This window comes from Ruegeria sp. AL1, assembly GCF_056540905.1.
This window is the reverse complement of the sequence record NZ_JBQFXP010000006.1, coordinates 185,085-199,123: the sequence shown is the minus strand read 5'-3', so window position 1 is coordinate 199,123 and position 14,039 is coordinate 185,085. Positions and strand designations below refer to the sequence as shown.

Genomic DNA, 14,039 nt, shown 5'->3' with positions numbered 1-14,039 from the left:
TCCGGGAAACGTTCAGGAATACGCCTCATGCGGTTGTGCGTTGAGTTTGCCTGACGTCAACGCAGCCAAGGCGACCATCAGCGCAGCGGTTCCCAGCACCGCTGCCAACCCGCCCAGCTGATAGGTCAAACCTGACAGGACCGTGCCGAGCAGGCGTCCGGTCGCGTTGGCCATATAATAAAATCCGACATCCATCGTGACACGTTCCGACTTGGTGAAAGTTAGGATCAGATATGAATGCAGCGAAGAATTTACGGCAAAAACCGCACCAAACGCCAGCAGGCCAACAACCAGCGTGACGGTTAACCAGGGTTGCGGCGCTTGCGACATAAGGACGGCCACCGTCAACACCATGGGCACACAAAACAATGCGGCGGCCCAGTTGCGGGCAGCCAGGATCAGATCTCCTTCGCTACGCTCCGAAGCACGCAGGATTTTGGGTGCGTTGGCCTGCACGACGCCATACAAGATAACCCAAATGGCCATGAACGTACCGATCATGAAAAACGCAGTGCGATTGCCATCCGCAGAGCCGTCTGAAAGTACCGCATAGAAGTATATCGGGATGCCAACCACGAACCACACATCCCGCGCACCGAACAGGAATACCCGTGCCGCTGACAGCCAGTTCACGTTGGGAGATTTGGAAAAAACTTCCGAGAACTTCGCGCCTTTGCACCCCTTGGGCAGACCCTGTGGCATGAACAGAATGACAGCCGCAAGGATTACGCCCAGTACGATTGCCATCACCAGTACGGCCCATGTGAAACCTAGCGTTGCCAGCAGCGCCGCCCCCAACAAAAATCCAAGACCTTTGACCGCGTTTTTCGAGCCTGTCAGAAGCGCGACCCAGCGAAACAGGCCCCCGCCTTCTGTTGGGGCCAAAAGTTTCACTGCTGACTTCGAGGACATTTTGGCCAGATCCTTTGCGACCCCGCTGGCTCCCTGCACGATCATCACAAAAACGACCTTGGCCGGTATTGCCCAGTTCGGGTCCAGTTGTGTCAGAACCAGCAAAGCCCCGACTTGCAGCGCAAGGCCCGCGTATAATGTCGATGTCAGACCGAACCGTGCTGCGATCCAACCTGCGGCCAGATTGGTGACTATCCCCGCGATTTCGTACAGAACGAACAAATAGGCCAGCTGAACAGGTGAGAATCCCATAATGTGAAAATGCAAAAGGACCAGCATCCGCAGGGCGCCGTCCGTCAGCATGAACGCCCAATAGGCTGCCGTGACCGCCACATAAGCCGAAAACCCCTCGGGCCGCTGCGTCACAGCGCGGCTCCGACCATCAAGGCAACATCAACCAGACGGTGGGCATAGCCCATCTCGTTGTCGTACCAGGCATAAATCTTAACCTGCGTCCCGTTCACGACCATGGTCGATGGCGCATCGATAATCGAGGATCGGGGGTCATTGGTATAATCCGTCGAGACCAGAGGGCGGGTTTCATAGCCCAGAATGCCCTTCAGCGGACCATCGGCGGCGGCTTTGAAATAGCTGTTAACCTCTTCCGGCGTCGTGGCGCGTTCGACTTCGAACACACAGTCGGTCAGCGAGGCGTTCAGCAATGGGACACGCACGGCATGCCCGTTCAGCCGTCCTTTGAGTTCAGGGTAGATCAAGGTGATTGCGGTGGCCGAGCCTGTGGTGGTCGGGATCAGCGAATTCAGCGCCGACCGTGCGCGGCGCAGGTCCTTGGCGGGGCGATCGACAATGGTCTGCGTGTTGGTCACATCATGGATCGTGGTCATGGACCCGTGCCGGATGCCCAGGTTCTCGTGGATCACTTTCACGACCGGTGCCAGACAGTTGGTCGTGCAGGACGCTGCCGTTACAATGTGGTGCTTGTCAGCGTCATAAGTGCCCTCGTTCACACCCATGACGATATTCGCCGTCGGGCCGTCCTTGACGGGGGCAGAAACAACAACCTTTTTCACTCCGGCCTTGAAATAGGGGGCCAGTTTCTTTTCGCTTTTGAAAACACCAGTGCAGTCAATCACCACATCGACCCCATCCAGCGGCAGGTCCGACAGGTCCGTGGTTCCGATAAAGGGCAGGCGGGTGCCGTCGATCGTTACACTCTCGGCATCATGCTGGAACGTCGCGTCCCAGCGCCCGTGAACCGTGTCGAACTCAAGCAGATGAGCGTGCATCTCGGGGTCGCCGACGCCATCGTTGATCCAGGCGATCTTTGCGCCCTTTTCAAGCAAAGGTTTCAGGGCCAGCTTTCCCATTCGGCCAAGGCCGTTTATGGCATATGTGGTCATTTCAGGCCCTCGACCGGCGTGCGCCCGATATCATCGACTGCGGATTGTAATGCGATCCGGTCGAGACTTTCGACAGGCAATGATGTAAACGCCTCGATCCGCCGTTTGAGCGCGCCGTAGGCGTTCTGAAAGGCCAGGCTTTTCTCGGCATCCGTGCCGGTCGCCTTGACTGGATCCACCATGCCCCAATGGCCGCTGATCGGTTGGCCTTCCCAAGCGGGGCAATCCTCGTTCGCGGCCTGATTGCAGACTGTAAACACGAAATCCATCCGAGGCGCGTCGCCTGTCGCAAATTCTGACATATGTTTTGATCGCAGTACCGAAGTGTCGTGCCCTTTGTCGGTTAGCACCTGCAAGGCAAACGGGTTTAATTCGGACGTTGGCTGCGTTCCGGCAGAGTAGACGTTGAACCGGTCTGCACCCAAAGAGCGCAGAATGGACTCGGCAAAGATCGACCGGGCTGAGTTGCCAACGCATAAAAAAAGGACATTAAATTTTCGGTCCGCCATGGTTTCATTTCCTTGGGTGAAAGGCAGGCAGACATCAGGTCTGCCGCGACAGCAATCGTTCAGCAGAAATTCCAGCATCTTTTGCACGTTGCCCATTTCGATCGAATAAAGAAGTGAGGTTCCCGACCGCGCCTGACGCACCAAACCCGCTTGCTGAAGCGCATTCAGATAATTCGACAAGGTGCTGGGTTTTATGTCGAGCCCAGAGGCCAGTTCCCCCGCCGGCACAGCGTCAGGAAAGCGTCGCATCAACATGCGAAACACAAGAATCCGTTGCGGGTGGCCCAGCGTGGCCAGTTGGCTTGTTATCTCTAATTCCATATTTCATGAAATACGGAATTAGGTAATCAGCGTCAACATCGAATAGCCTTTAGGCTCAAATTGAAGCAAAAGACGGAAGCTGGACTATCTGACATAAAAACACAAATTAGTGAGCACGAAAGAGCACTATTTCCGGACGATCTGCAATAATTGTTGGGTTTTAGAGCATACCCCTATCATAAAGAGCAGATAAATTTCCTTTTAGAAAACCGCTGGATCAGCCGGCGGCTGCCGCAGAATCAGAAAAGGAAGCTTGTCATGAAAACCATGAAAACTCTTGCGTTTGGACTTGTCCTTGGCGCCTCAGCGCTGGCGTTTGGCCATTTTGCACCCTCAGTGCAGGCACAGGTATCGGATGACTGGCAACCAAACTGGACAGCTGACGGCGAGCTGGTTTTGCCCACAGGCTATCGGGAATGGGTCTTCCTCGGCTCTCCCCTGACTCCTAACGCGTTGAATGGCGGGCAGGCAGGGTTTCCCGAATATCACAACGTCTACATGCACCCGGCGGCTTATGCGATTTACAAAGAAACCGGCGAATTTCCTGAAGGCACAATTTTGTTGAAGGAGCTGCAATTGACCCAACCGGGCGAGGAAGAAGACGGCTCGCGCTTTGAAGTATCCGGGCGTGGTTTCTTTCCTGCCGGCTTCAATGGCATCGACATCGCGGTCAAGGATTCCTCGCGCTTTGCAGACAGCAACAACTGGGGATATTTCAACTTTGGCCACCATGCACCACCATATGCAGAAACCGCCGCCGCGGCCCCGATTGAGGCCTGTGCATCCTGTCACATTGATAATGCTGACGAAGACATGGTCTTTACCCGGTTCTACACAATCCTGAGCGCTGACTGAACCTCCGCCGAAGACACGGGCCGCTGATCTCCAATTGCGTTGCGGTCCGTGTCTGGCGCGGCGACACGGGCACGTGATGACCTGTCTTCAGACACCGGAACGAATACATGAAACCTCATGAATCCGCGATTTGCATATTGATACTTGGTTTTTTCATGCTTGTGTCCCCGGCCTTTGCGCAGATGGGCGCACCGGTTGATCATTGCACGGCGCAAGCGGAACCAGGCGTTGACTGGCATGAGTGCGACTTTTCCCACGAAGACCTGGCAGGTGTGGATCTAAATGGGGCCAACCTGAACGGGGCCAAGTTCACGGCGGCCAATCTGCGCGGCGCAAACCTGTCCAACGCGGACCTGAGTGGTGCGATCCTGATTGGCGCTGATCTGCAGGAGGTTGATTTTTCCGGCGCAGATTTGCAGGGCGCTTTCATGACCAAGGCACAGCTTGGGAAAAACCGGTTTGATGGCACATTGCTGAGCGGGGCTTATTACAATAACGCGCATAAATGCGCGCAGGGTTCGGTGGGCATCTGCAAGTGACGTCCGAATGGTCCGGTCTGATGTCACGCCGTCAGTGGATGGCACTGATCGGTATGGCGGGCGTCTTGGCGCTTGCAGGTCCAACAGAAGCCAGCACCCGAAATATCCGACAGAACCGCGCATCCAGGCGGGGATTCTATGCCAACACATATCTGATCGAAGGTCCGCAGAGCTTTGCTCTGATAGACGCACATTTGCATCCGGACGAAGCCCAAGAGCTTTCGGCGCTGATTCTAGCGGCACAAAAACCGCTTGAGGCAGTTGTCATCACCCACCCACACCCGGACCACTATCTCGGTTTGGAACATCTGGGCAGCTTGTTCCCCCACACTCGTGTCCTCAGTTCAGACGTGACCCTGCGTTTCATTCGAACAGCCGCAGCAGACTGGCCTGAGTTCAAAGCTCCTCTGATTGCTGTGGGGCAAGGCGAGTTGACACTCGCCGGACGTCGATTTCAGTGTTCGCTGATGCCGGATGCGGAAAGTATGGCACCCTTGGTGCTTTTTGAAACGGAAACCCGCACGCTGATCACCGGCGATCATGTTCTGAACCGACAGCATTTGTGGTTGGTCGAGGGGCGCCCCGAGGCCTGGTTACGCAATCTTGATCACTTGGCTGCCTTAGCCCCGAAGACGGTGTTGCCCGGACACGGGGCCATCGGCAGCGCTGAGTTAATCGGCGCGACGCAGGCTTATTTGCGCGATATACTGGAGCTCACGGAGCGAAATACTCCAACGGAACATCTGCGCGCCGAGATGCTGCGCCGTTACCCTGAACATGTCTTTGTCGAGGCTCTCGATGACAGTCTTCGCGCGCTGCTCTGATTTTCTTCGCTTGGGTCCAACGCAGTTCGGCCGCCAACTGGTTAGCTCTGTTCCTTCGTAGGCTCGATCTGGTCGAATATGGCGTTGCAAATCTGGCCCATCTCCAGCGCGAAGAAATTCTTCGCAGCAGCCTCATTGGGGTGGAATGGGTCCTTGACCAGACCTTTCTTATTCAGCCGAAAATAATCTTTATTGCCCTGATTTGCCGCGACGGTTGCCGGAGTGGCACCAGGTACAAATGTGCACCGCAGTCCTGTTGTTTTGAACGCATTCATCAGGTTGGCCTGTGCCCGCAGACGCAGGTCCACGATTTTTTTCTTATAGGCCGGGGCCGTTGTCATGAAGATGCAGGGCAAATCCGGCGGCAATTGCGCTTTCAGCCGTTCCACATCCCTGACGGCCGACTCGGGATTGTTGGCCCAGTGTTTGGCGGAATTTCCAAGAAAAGACATGAGCAGCAGCTTGGGTTCGTAATAGTCTTCTCGCAGCATCGCCTCGAGAGGTGATTTGTTCGGCGAGCAGAATTGATATTCCTTGCCTTGGCCGATCTGCACATATTTGTTCTTGGTTTTGTTGACGAACCCGTATGTGCCTGCATTAACTCTCCATTTCGGGTCGACCTTGCAGATCGTATCTTTCTTGCGGCCTGACCGCGCGGTCCACGAGTCGATCGAGCTGGAACGTACCCCGATAACGCCGACCCGCATGTCACCCAGTTTCGCAAGGTTTTGTTTCTGTTCGGCATTGGGGCTGCAATGCTGCTTGATATCGCTGAAGAACTCCAGAAACGCGGGGCCAGAGCCAAATGATATCTGACTGTCCCCAATGATCAGGATCTCGGGCGAGTCAAACGCCTCGGCGTGGCTCTGCCCGACAGGTATCAGCAGCGCACTCAGCGCCATTATTATCTTATTTCGAAACTGCATGTTCCCCCCTATGCCGTTCCCCTAGTCCAAAGCGGAAAATACCGCATCACATAACGCATCCGCGTTAATATCCAGAAACTGGCGGATGGCCGCCGGGCTCGGATGGTGCGGGTCTTTTACCTTGCCGGCATCATTGCGCCGGAAATACTGTGGTTTCCCTTCAATTGCCGCTCTGGTTTTCTTGTTGAACCCCTCAACAACTTCGCAATGCCCGCCGGCCCTTTCAAAAGCGCGGGCGATCTGGGTTTGCGCCTTCATCCGTTTGTCATTGGTCTTTTTCAAATAGACGGGCACGCTTGAGACAAACACGCATGGAATGTCCTGCGGAATCTGTGCCAGCGTACGTTGCGCATCCTGATCAGCAGCCTCGGATGAATTTGCCCACCGGTCGGCCGAATTGCCCAGGAAAGTCAGAACAAGAAGACCTGGTTTGTAGTAGCCTTCGGCAAATGCGGCCTCGAACGCGGTCTTTTGTGGTTTGCAAAACTGATAGGACTTGCCCTTGCCGATCTGGATGAAGACCCGTTTTGGGTTTCCATCTATGCCATAAGCGCCTGCGTTCACACCAAATTTCTTGTCTACGTCACAGATTGCCCCGCGCGGCGCGCCCTTGGTGGTGGTCCAGGATTGCAACGATGTCGATCGAACACCGATGGCTGCGATCTCGCGTTCCCCTAGTTTTTGCAGGGATTTTTGGCGTTTGGGCGTCATTTCGCATCGGTCGCCAAGCTGTTCGAAGAACCGGGTATATTCCTTTCCGGCCCCAAACGATATCTGGCTGTCGCCCAAAACCAGAACATCAGGTTGTGCCAACGCCGGAACCGAGGCCAGAGTCAAGAAGACTGCTAAACAGGTCCGCAGGGCATTTGCAGTTTTGTTCTTCACGTCGTCACCATGGTCGCGGCCAGATTAAGATCGCTGTAAAGCGTTTGTCCAGATTATGATGCCGCTTTCGGCAGTGAAATACGATACAACACCTTGTTAATGCCATGGTGTCAGGGCTTCCGACGGTATTTCGCCCTAAACTCAGCATACTAACCGCGTTTGGGGCAGCTTCCTGAATGTCACAGGTTTTCAAAGGTCGCGGGGGTTCACGGCAACGTCAGCCGGATTTAACCCGACAGGTGCTGACGCCGTGAACGTCCCGGACCTTGTCAAACTGACTTCAGCTTGAGATCGGAAGCCAGTTTGCGATTGCCTGTCCAATCTCATCTGGCGAGTCTTCCTGAATATAGTGAATGCCCGGAACCGTGACTTCGGTCAGATTGGGCCAGCTTCGCACCAGATCCTGAACCGGCCCCTCTGTAATCAGCGCGCCCGGTTCGGCGTTTACGAACAACTTGGGAAACTGGGACGTCGCCAGCCACGCGCCGTAAGCTGCGACAAGCTCGGCCACGTCTGTGGGGTCACCCTCGATCGGGATTTGCCTTGGCCAGGTCAAGGTCGGCCTGCGGTCTTCACCAGCGCTTAGAAACGGACGCCGGTATTCATCCATTTCTTCAGGATCGAGTGCGCGCAGTATGCTGCCGGGCAGAACGTTTTCAATGAAGATATTCCCCTGCAGGATCATCTCTTCACCCGCTGGTGAACGGAAGGCCTGAAAGATCTCACGCGCGGCTTCGGGAAACGCGGACCAGCTTGGGACCGGTGCGACAATGGCCTCCATGAAGGCGATTCCCCTGACAGCGTCCGGATGGGTATGCGCCCAGTGAAAACCAAGGCCGGACCCCCAATCATGGATCACCAGCGTGACGTTGTGCGTGACGTCCAGTTCTTCCAGAAGAGCAAACAGATAGCTTCGGTGTTCCGCGAAGGTGTAGCGGTCCGGTCCCGAGTTATCGAGCTTTTCGGAATCGCCCATCCCGATAAGGTCCGGTGCTATCAGACGGCCACGACCTTCAAGATGAGGCATGATATTGCGCCACAGATACGAGGAGGTCGGGTTGCCATGCAAAAATACAATCGGGTCCCCCTCGCCATGCTCTACATAAGCCATTTTCCTTCCGAGAATTGTTTTTGATTTTTTGCTGTAGGGCATTTGTGAGGTCTGTTTGGTCGGCATCTCAGTCTTCCCATTGGATTGAATTTCGGGGGTGGTGCGCATGTCTGGATCTTAGATAGCATGGTCGCCCCAGACGTCATGTTCGCTATTTTATAGGTCGTTTACATTAGCCCGGTCTAAAGGTTTCACGCTACGCGTTCGCTTCAACCCCCATCACGACGCGGTGAGCAATTTCAACATTGGAAAAAAAATATTACCAATTTTTGCGCCCCGCGTTATGTTACGCGGGTATCGTTTGGCCTGTCACAGGCAAGGCGATCATCTATGGGAGGAACAGATGACCAAAAAGCTTATCACGCGCCGCAGCGCGTTCAGAAGCATTGCCGGTGCCGGTGCCGCGACACTGGCCGCACCGCATATCGCAACCGCCGCTGGTGAAGGGACCACCTGGAAGATACAGACATCCTGGCCTGGCGGCATCGGTCTGCAGGTCTTCAAGGACTGGTGCGCGACGATTGAGGAAAAGACCGGCGGAGAACTGGCCTTTCAGGCCTTTGGCGCCAACGACGTCGTGGGTGATTTCCAGCTGGCAGATGCTGTAAAGAACGGCGTTCTGGACGCAATCAACCCGTTCACCATCTATTATCAGGGTATCATCCCTGCGGCGGTTTTCCTCAGCTCTTATCCGCTGGGCCTGCGTCAGCCGCATGAATATGACACGTTCTATTACGGTCTGGGTGGTCTGGAAATCGCCCGCGAATTGCTGGGCGCGCAAGGTCTGCATTTTGTCGGACCGGTGCATCACGGGCCGAACATCATCCACTCGAAAGTGCCGATCCGGTCGATTGACGATTTTGAGGGCCGCAAGATGCGCCTGCCAGGCGGAATGGTGGCCGAGGTGTTCTCGGAACTGGGTGCGGAAACGACCGTTCTGCCGGGGTCCGAGATTTTCCCGGCACTGGAAAAGGGCACAATCGACGTGGCCGACTTTGTGGGGCCAGCCGTGAACCACGCCCTGGGCTTCAGCCAGGTGACAGATTACATCGTGATGGGTCCTGCGGGCTTTATGTCCGTCTATCAACCGGTCGACATTATGGATATCACGGTCGGAAAAACCGCCTGGGACAAGCTGAGCCCGCAGATGCAGGAATTCGTGGAAATGGAAACCCACGTCTATTCCGACCTGCACCATGCAGCCATTCAGGCCGCCGATCAGGAAGCCTGGAAAAAGTTCGAAGCCGAAGGTACCGAGATCACCCGTCTGTCGCAGGACGACGTGGAGCTGATGACCGAAATCGCCGTGCCGATCTGGTTCAAATACGCAAACCGCGACAAGAACGCTGCGCGGGTTTTCAAAATCCAGCTTGATTACATGATGTCTGGCTCATTGGGCTATGTGACGCCTGAAATGATCGAAGGTCAGACGCTGGATCTGTGATCCGCTGATCCTTTGCTAACAGTCCGCGCGGTCGCCGCGCGGACATGACTTTTCTTTGGAATTCGGAACGTACCATGCCGAGCGTCGATTTCACGCTGCCGCACTGGCTGTATTGGGTCGGGCTGATCGCCTTTCCTGCTCTGGCCATGGTGTTGGCGCGTAAAGCCCAGCCTGAAAAACGCACCTATGGAATGCCACTGGGCTACCTGATCCTTGTCACGGGCGGGATGCTTGGCCTGCACCGGTTTTATTTGCGCAGTCTTCTGGGGCTGATTTATCTGCCGATCTTCCTGATGATCCTTTTTGCGAATGGAGAAGAGCGCACGGCGCGGAACGAATTCTCCAACGCCATCAACATCGTGCGACAGGCCGAGCGTACCATCGAAAGGGAATCCGGTCGGGTTGAGGCTGCCGAGGAGGGGCTCGCGGACCTGCGCGCGGCCGCCGAGGCGGCACAGGATGGCACCGCGCTGCAGAAGCGACGCGCAGAAAGGTCTCTGGACCGGGCCGAAAAAGCCATTGCAACGGGTCGCGAGCGACTGGCCGAATCCGAGGCCGCGCGGGTTGAAGCCCAGCCTTTGGCCGACGCTGCCGGCAAAGATCGCGCCTTTTGGGGATCAGTTGCGCGCTATGCGTTCTTCACAATTCTGGCGCTTATGGCAATCGATGCGCTGTTGATGCCCAAGCTGGTTGCAAGCGCCCGCGCCAAGGCCGAGGCCGAACCACATGAACCTGAAATGGAGATCGACGAAGAAACTGCCGCCCGGGCCGCCGAACTGGACCCGAATGCCCGCAAGTCAGATCAGGACTATGCGCAGAACTGGATAGACAGGCTGTCGCTTTATGCTGGTGAGTTCGTCTCGTACTGGGCGGTGATCGCTGTCTTTGTCTACTATTACGAGGTGATCGTCAGATATGTGTTCAACGCGCCGACCAATTGGGCACATGAATCCATGTATCTGATGTTTGGGATGCAATACCTGATCGCCGGATCCTATGCGATGCTGACCGAAAGCCATGTGCGGGTGGATATCTTCTATGCGCCGCTGACCAAAGCAAAACGGGCATGGGCGGACCTTTTCACATCGATCTTCTTCTTCATCTTCGCAGGTACTCTGCTGGTGACGTCGTACATTTTCGCAATGGATGCGGTTGCGGTGCCCACTGGCAACTCGGTCGTATCGGATTGGGCGCGTGGTGAGATCGGATTCTTCCAGATGTTCGGATCGCTGACCTTCGGCGACTGGACCGATCCAAACATTCGCTGGGGTGAGATCAGCTTTAACGAATGGGAAATCCCGCTTTGGCCGATGAAATGGATGATGGTCGTGGGCGCGATACTGTTGATTTTGCAAGGGGTGTCGAAACTGTCCAAAGACATCCGAACGATTGCACGGGGGTACTGACCGATGGGTCTTGATATGTCCATCGAGCTGCTGACGCTCGTTATGTTCGGATCACTGCTGGTCCTGCTGATGGCGGGTTTGCCGCTTGCTTTTGTCACCGGGGGGTTGGCCTGTGTCTTCCTGTTCGTTCTCGGCGATGCACGGGCGCTGAATATCGTGCCCAGCCGGATTTTCCCGCTGATGACGAACTATCAGCTATCCGCGATCCCACTTTTCATCTTCATGGCTTCGATGCTGGAACGGGCCGGGATCATCAACGACATGTTCGATGTGATCTACAAGGTACTTGGAGGTTTGAAAGGTGGGCTGGCTGCGGCGACAATCATCGCCTCGACCGTTCTGGCGGCGATGGTTGGTGTCATCGGGGCCGCTGTGGTGACAATGGGGATCATCGCGCTGCCTGCGATGCTGAAACGCGGCTATGATACCAAGATCGCCATGGGTTCGATCATGGCAGGGGGGACGCTGGGCATTCTGATCCCGCCGTCTATTCTGGCCATCATCTACGCCGTTGTGGCCGAGCAATCGGTGGGAGAACTGTTCATCGGCGCCGTCATTCCCGGTCTGATGTTGTCGGGGATGTACATCATCTATGTGGTGGTCCGGTCCTATATCAATCCGGTTCTCGGCCCCCCAATCCCCGTCGATGAACGTATCTCGAATCGCGAGAAAATGCGCCTAATGGGCAAGATGTCGGCCCCGATCGCGTTGATTGTCATCGTGCTGGGCGTGATCTTTTCCGGCGTCGCGACCCCGGTTGAGGCTGCGGGCATCGGCACTTTCGGGGCCTTCATCGTCGCCGCCATCCACAACAAGCTGGACTGGCCCACGGTTCGCGAGGCGTGTCTGACCACGCTCAAAGCTTCGGCCATGGTGATCTGGATCATGTTCGGTGCGACGATCTTTGTGGGGCTTTACGTGCTGGAAGGCGGTCAGCAATTCGTGCAGGAAACGATGCAGGGTGCGGGTCTTGGGCCGTGGGGCATCCTGATCGTCATGCAGATCCTGCTGGTGGTGCTGGGCATGTTCCTCGACTGGGTCGGTATTCTGCTGCTGTGCGTGCCGATCTTTGTTCCGATCATCAAGGCGTTGGGGGCGGCCGCGTTCGGCTTTGACGATCCGAACGATTTGGTGCTGTGGTTCGGGGTTCTCTACCTGGTGAACATGCAGATGAGCTTTCTGTCACCGCCCTTCGGTTATGCGCTGTTCTACCTGCGGGGGGTTGCCCCGCCCTCGATCCCGATGACGGACATCTTCAAAGCGGCCCTTCCATTTCTGTTCTTGCAGATCGTAGGGCTTGTCATCTGTATGCTGTTCCCATGGGTCGTGACGTGGCTCCCAAACCTCGTCTACGGCTAGACGTTCACATATTCGGAGAGCTCATTTTAGCGCGCGGGTCAGAAAGGCCCGCGTCGCTTCGTGTCGGGGCGCGCCAAACAGCTGCGCGGGGGGGCCTTCTTCGACAATGCGCCCGTCCTGAAGAAAGCAGACTTTGTCTGCCGCCTCGCGTGCGAACCCCATTTCATGGGTCGCCATCACCATGGTCATACCCTGTTTTTTCAGCATCAGCAGCACGTCCAGAACCTCACCCACAAGTTGCGGATCAAGGGCCGAGGTAATCTCGTCAAACAACATGACCTCGGGTTTCATGGCCAAGGCACGCACAATGGCGACGCGCTGTTGCTGACCACCGGACAACTGATCGGGATAATTGTCCAGACGGTCCGCCAATCCGAACCGGGCAAACAGGGCTTCGACCTCGGGTTGGAGGTCTGCACGGGTCAAACCGTGCACCCGGCGCGGGGCCAACATCACGTTCTCCAGCGCCGTCATATGCGGAAACAGGTTGAAGCTCTGGAACACTATCCCAATGCGTGCGCGCACCGATTGCGGGTTGAGACCGGGGATCGAGATATCCTCTCCGTCCAGAAATATCGCTCCGTCTTCGATTGGCTCCAACAGGTTGATGCATCGCAAAACCGTTGACTTGCCCGCACCAGAGGCGCCGATCAGACAGACCATTTGGCCTTCTTCAACCGCCAGATCGATGCCGTTGCACACGGTGCGTTCGCCGAACCGTTTGATGACGCCTTGCAAGTCGAGTTTCGGCATCAACGCCTCGCTCGCATTTGACGGGCCATCAGGTGATCAGCATAGCGGGTGGCCGGAACGGTCACGATCAGAAAAATGATCGCTGCACCAACATAGGGGGTAAAATTCGCCAGCAGTGATTTGAAAACGCCGGCCTGACGGAAGATTTCGACCGGGCCGATGAAACTCAGCAACGAGACATCCTTTTGCAACGCAATTAACATGTTCATCTGCGATGGAACCACATTGCGGACGGCCTGCGGCAAAACCACATCCCGCATCACCTGCCGCTCGGACAAACCCAGCGAAAGCGCGGCCGCCCTTTGACTGTGATGTACGCTGTCTATCCCCGAGCGGAAGATTTCAGCCACATAGGCGGAATAAGTCAGGATCAAAGCCAGAGACCCCCAGATATACGGCGAATTCCAAGGGCGTGGCAGGCCAAGGCCCGGGATTCCAAAGCCGATCAGATAGACCGTCAGAATAACCGGTACGCCACGAAAGACGTCCGTGAAGGCAGCCCCAAATATCCGCAACGGAAAAAGCGCGGGTGACTTGGCATCACGCGCAAGCGCAATCAGCAGGCCCAGAACCGCGATAGCAGGGGCGGACCATGCAAAGATCATGACGTTGATGCGAAATGCCTCAAGCAATTTCGGGAATGTCTTGATCAACGTTTCGCCGTCGAAAAAGCTCTGCTGAACCTTGGCCCATCCCGGGGCCAGCGGCACAAGAAAGTAGATCGCCGCAACCACGATCACCGTGCTTGTCGCCGCAATCACCACCGAGCGCCGCCGCTGCTGCGCCTCATATCGTTCGCGGCGGGTTGCTCCCGTCGCCTCTGGTCCGGTCATC

Annotated in this window: 14 protein-coding genes; 6 read left to right on the top strand and 8 right to left on the bottom strand. The window is 56.1% G+C overall.

The genetic code is table 11. The features are described from left to right. Positions 1 to 12: 12 nt before the first annotated feature. The 3 genes from arsJ to ACRZ9X_RS11685 are packed head-to-tail and all read right to left on the bottom strand — an operon-like array spanning position 13 to position 3,103. Positions 13 to 1,278 (bottom strand): organoarsenical effux MFS transporter ArsJ, encoded by a 1,266-nt coding sequence (gene arsJ / locus ACRZ9X_RS11695; RefSeq protein ID WP_480518973.1) that lies wholly within the window; start codon positions 1,276 to 1,278, stop codon positions 13 to 15. After that, the gene (locus tag ACRZ9X_RS11690; RefSeq protein ID WP_480518971.1) at positions 1,275 to 2,273 is read right to left on the bottom strand and encodes an ArsJ-associated glyceraldehyde-3-phosphate dehydrogenase; all 999 of its coding nucleotides are present in this window, start codon (positions 2,271 to 2,273) and stop codon (positions 1,275 to 1,277) included. Before ACRZ9X_RS11690 ends, arsJ begins: the two co-directional genes overlap by 4 nt. Next, complete coding sequence (locus tag ACRZ9X_RS11685) at positions 2,270 to 3,103, bottom strand: arsenate reductase/protein-tyrosine-phosphatase family protein (protein ID WP_480518969.1); 834 nt, start codon at positions 3,101 to 3,103, stop codon at positions 2,270 to 2,272. Before ACRZ9X_RS11685 ends, ACRZ9X_RS11690 begins: the two co-directional genes overlap by 4 nt. 150 nt (positions 3,104 to 3,253) lie before the next feature. Here ACRZ9X_RS11685 and ACRZ9X_RS11680 point away from each other — a divergent pair, with 150 nt between their 5' ends. From ACRZ9X_RS11680 to ACRZ9X_RS11670, 3 genes are all read left to right on the top strand, one after another. Beyond that, complete coding sequence (locus tag ACRZ9X_RS11680; protein ID WP_480518967.1) at positions 3,254 to 3,958, top strand: cytochrome P460 family protein; 705 nt, start codon at positions 3,254 to 3,256, stop codon at positions 3,956 to 3,958. Between the two features lie 107 nt (positions 3,959 to 4,065). Further along, positions 4,066 to 4,497 carry a pentapeptide repeat-containing protein gene (locus tag ACRZ9X_RS11675; RefSeq protein WP_480518965.1) on the top strand — a complete coding sequence of 144 codons (432 nt, stop codon included), beginning with the start codon at positions 4,066 to 4,068 and terminating at the stop codon, positions 4,495 to 4,497. Then, positions 4,464 to 5,321 carry an MBL fold metallo-hydrolase gene (locus ACRZ9X_RS11670; RefSeq protein WP_480518963.1) on the top strand — a complete coding sequence of 286 codons (858 nt, stop codon included), beginning with the start codon at positions 4,464 to 4,466 and terminating at the stop codon, positions 5,319 to 5,321. The genes ACRZ9X_RS11675 and ACRZ9X_RS11670 overlap by 34 nt, the downstream gene beginning before the upstream one ends. 41 nt (positions 5,322 to 5,362) lie before the next feature. On the opposite strand, the gene ACRZ9X_RS11665 is transcribed toward ACRZ9X_RS11670, so the two are convergent. From ACRZ9X_RS11665 to ACRZ9X_RS11655, 3 genes are all read right to left on the bottom strand, one after another. Next, entirely contained in the window at positions 5,363 to 6,247 is an 885-nt protein-coding gene (locus ACRZ9X_RS11665; RefSeq protein WP_480518961.1) for an SGNH/GDSL hydrolase family protein, read from the bottom strand. 21 nt (positions 6,248 to 6,268) lie between these two features. Further along, on the bottom strand, positions 6,269 to 7,132 hold the full coding sequence (locus tag ACRZ9X_RS11660; RefSeq protein ID WP_480518960.1) for an SGNH/GDSL hydrolase family protein: 864 nt from the start codon (positions 7,130 to 7,132) through the stop codon (positions 6,269 to 6,271). A gap of 280 nt (positions 7,133 to 7,412) precedes the next feature. Then, a complete protein-coding gene (locus ACRZ9X_RS11655; RefSeq protein WP_480519104.1) occupies positions 7,413 to 8,285 on the bottom strand; it encodes a haloalkane dehalogenase in 873 nt (290 codons plus the stop codon). 301 nt (positions 8,286 to 8,586) lie between these two features. On the opposite strand from ACRZ9X_RS11655, the gene dctP reads away from it, so the two are divergent. From dctP to ACRZ9X_RS11640, 3 genes are all read left to right on the top strand, one after another. Beyond that, complete coding sequence (gene dctP, locus ACRZ9X_RS11650) at positions 8,587 to 9,687, top strand: TRAP transporter substrate-binding protein DctP (protein WP_480518958.1); 1,101 nt, start codon at positions 8,587 to 8,589, stop codon at positions 9,685 to 9,687. Between the two features lie 74 nt (positions 9,688 to 9,761). Further along, complete coding sequence (locus ACRZ9X_RS11645; protein ID WP_480518956.1) at positions 9,762 to 11,093, top strand: TRAP transporter small permease subunit; 1,332 nt, start codon at positions 9,762 to 9,764, stop codon at positions 11,091 to 11,093. A gap of 15 nt (positions 11,094 to 11,108) precedes the next feature. Then, positions 11,109 to 12,452: a TRAP transporter large permease gene (locus tag ACRZ9X_RS11640; protein WP_480518954.1), complete on the top strand. Its 1,344-nt coding sequence runs from the start codon at positions 11,109 to 11,111 to the stop codon at positions 12,450 to 12,452. Between the two features lie 21 nt (positions 12,453 to 12,473). Here the strand turns inward: ACRZ9X_RS11640 and ACRZ9X_RS11635 are convergent, their stop codons facing one another. Then, positions 12,474 to 13,205 carry an amino acid ABC transporter ATP-binding protein gene (locus ACRZ9X_RS11635; protein ID WP_480518952.1) on the bottom strand — a complete coding sequence of 244 codons (732 nt, stop codon included), beginning with the start codon at positions 13,203 to 13,205 and terminating at the stop codon, positions 12,474 to 12,476. Beyond that, positions 13,205 to 14,038 (bottom strand): amino acid ABC transporter permease, encoded by an 834-nt coding sequence (locus tag ACRZ9X_RS11630; protein ID WP_480518950.1) that lies wholly within the window; start codon positions 14,036 to 14,038, stop codon positions 13,205 to 13,207. Before ACRZ9X_RS11630 ends, ACRZ9X_RS11635 begins: the two co-directional genes overlap by 1 nt. Between the last annotated feature and the right edge of the window lies 1 nt (position 14,039).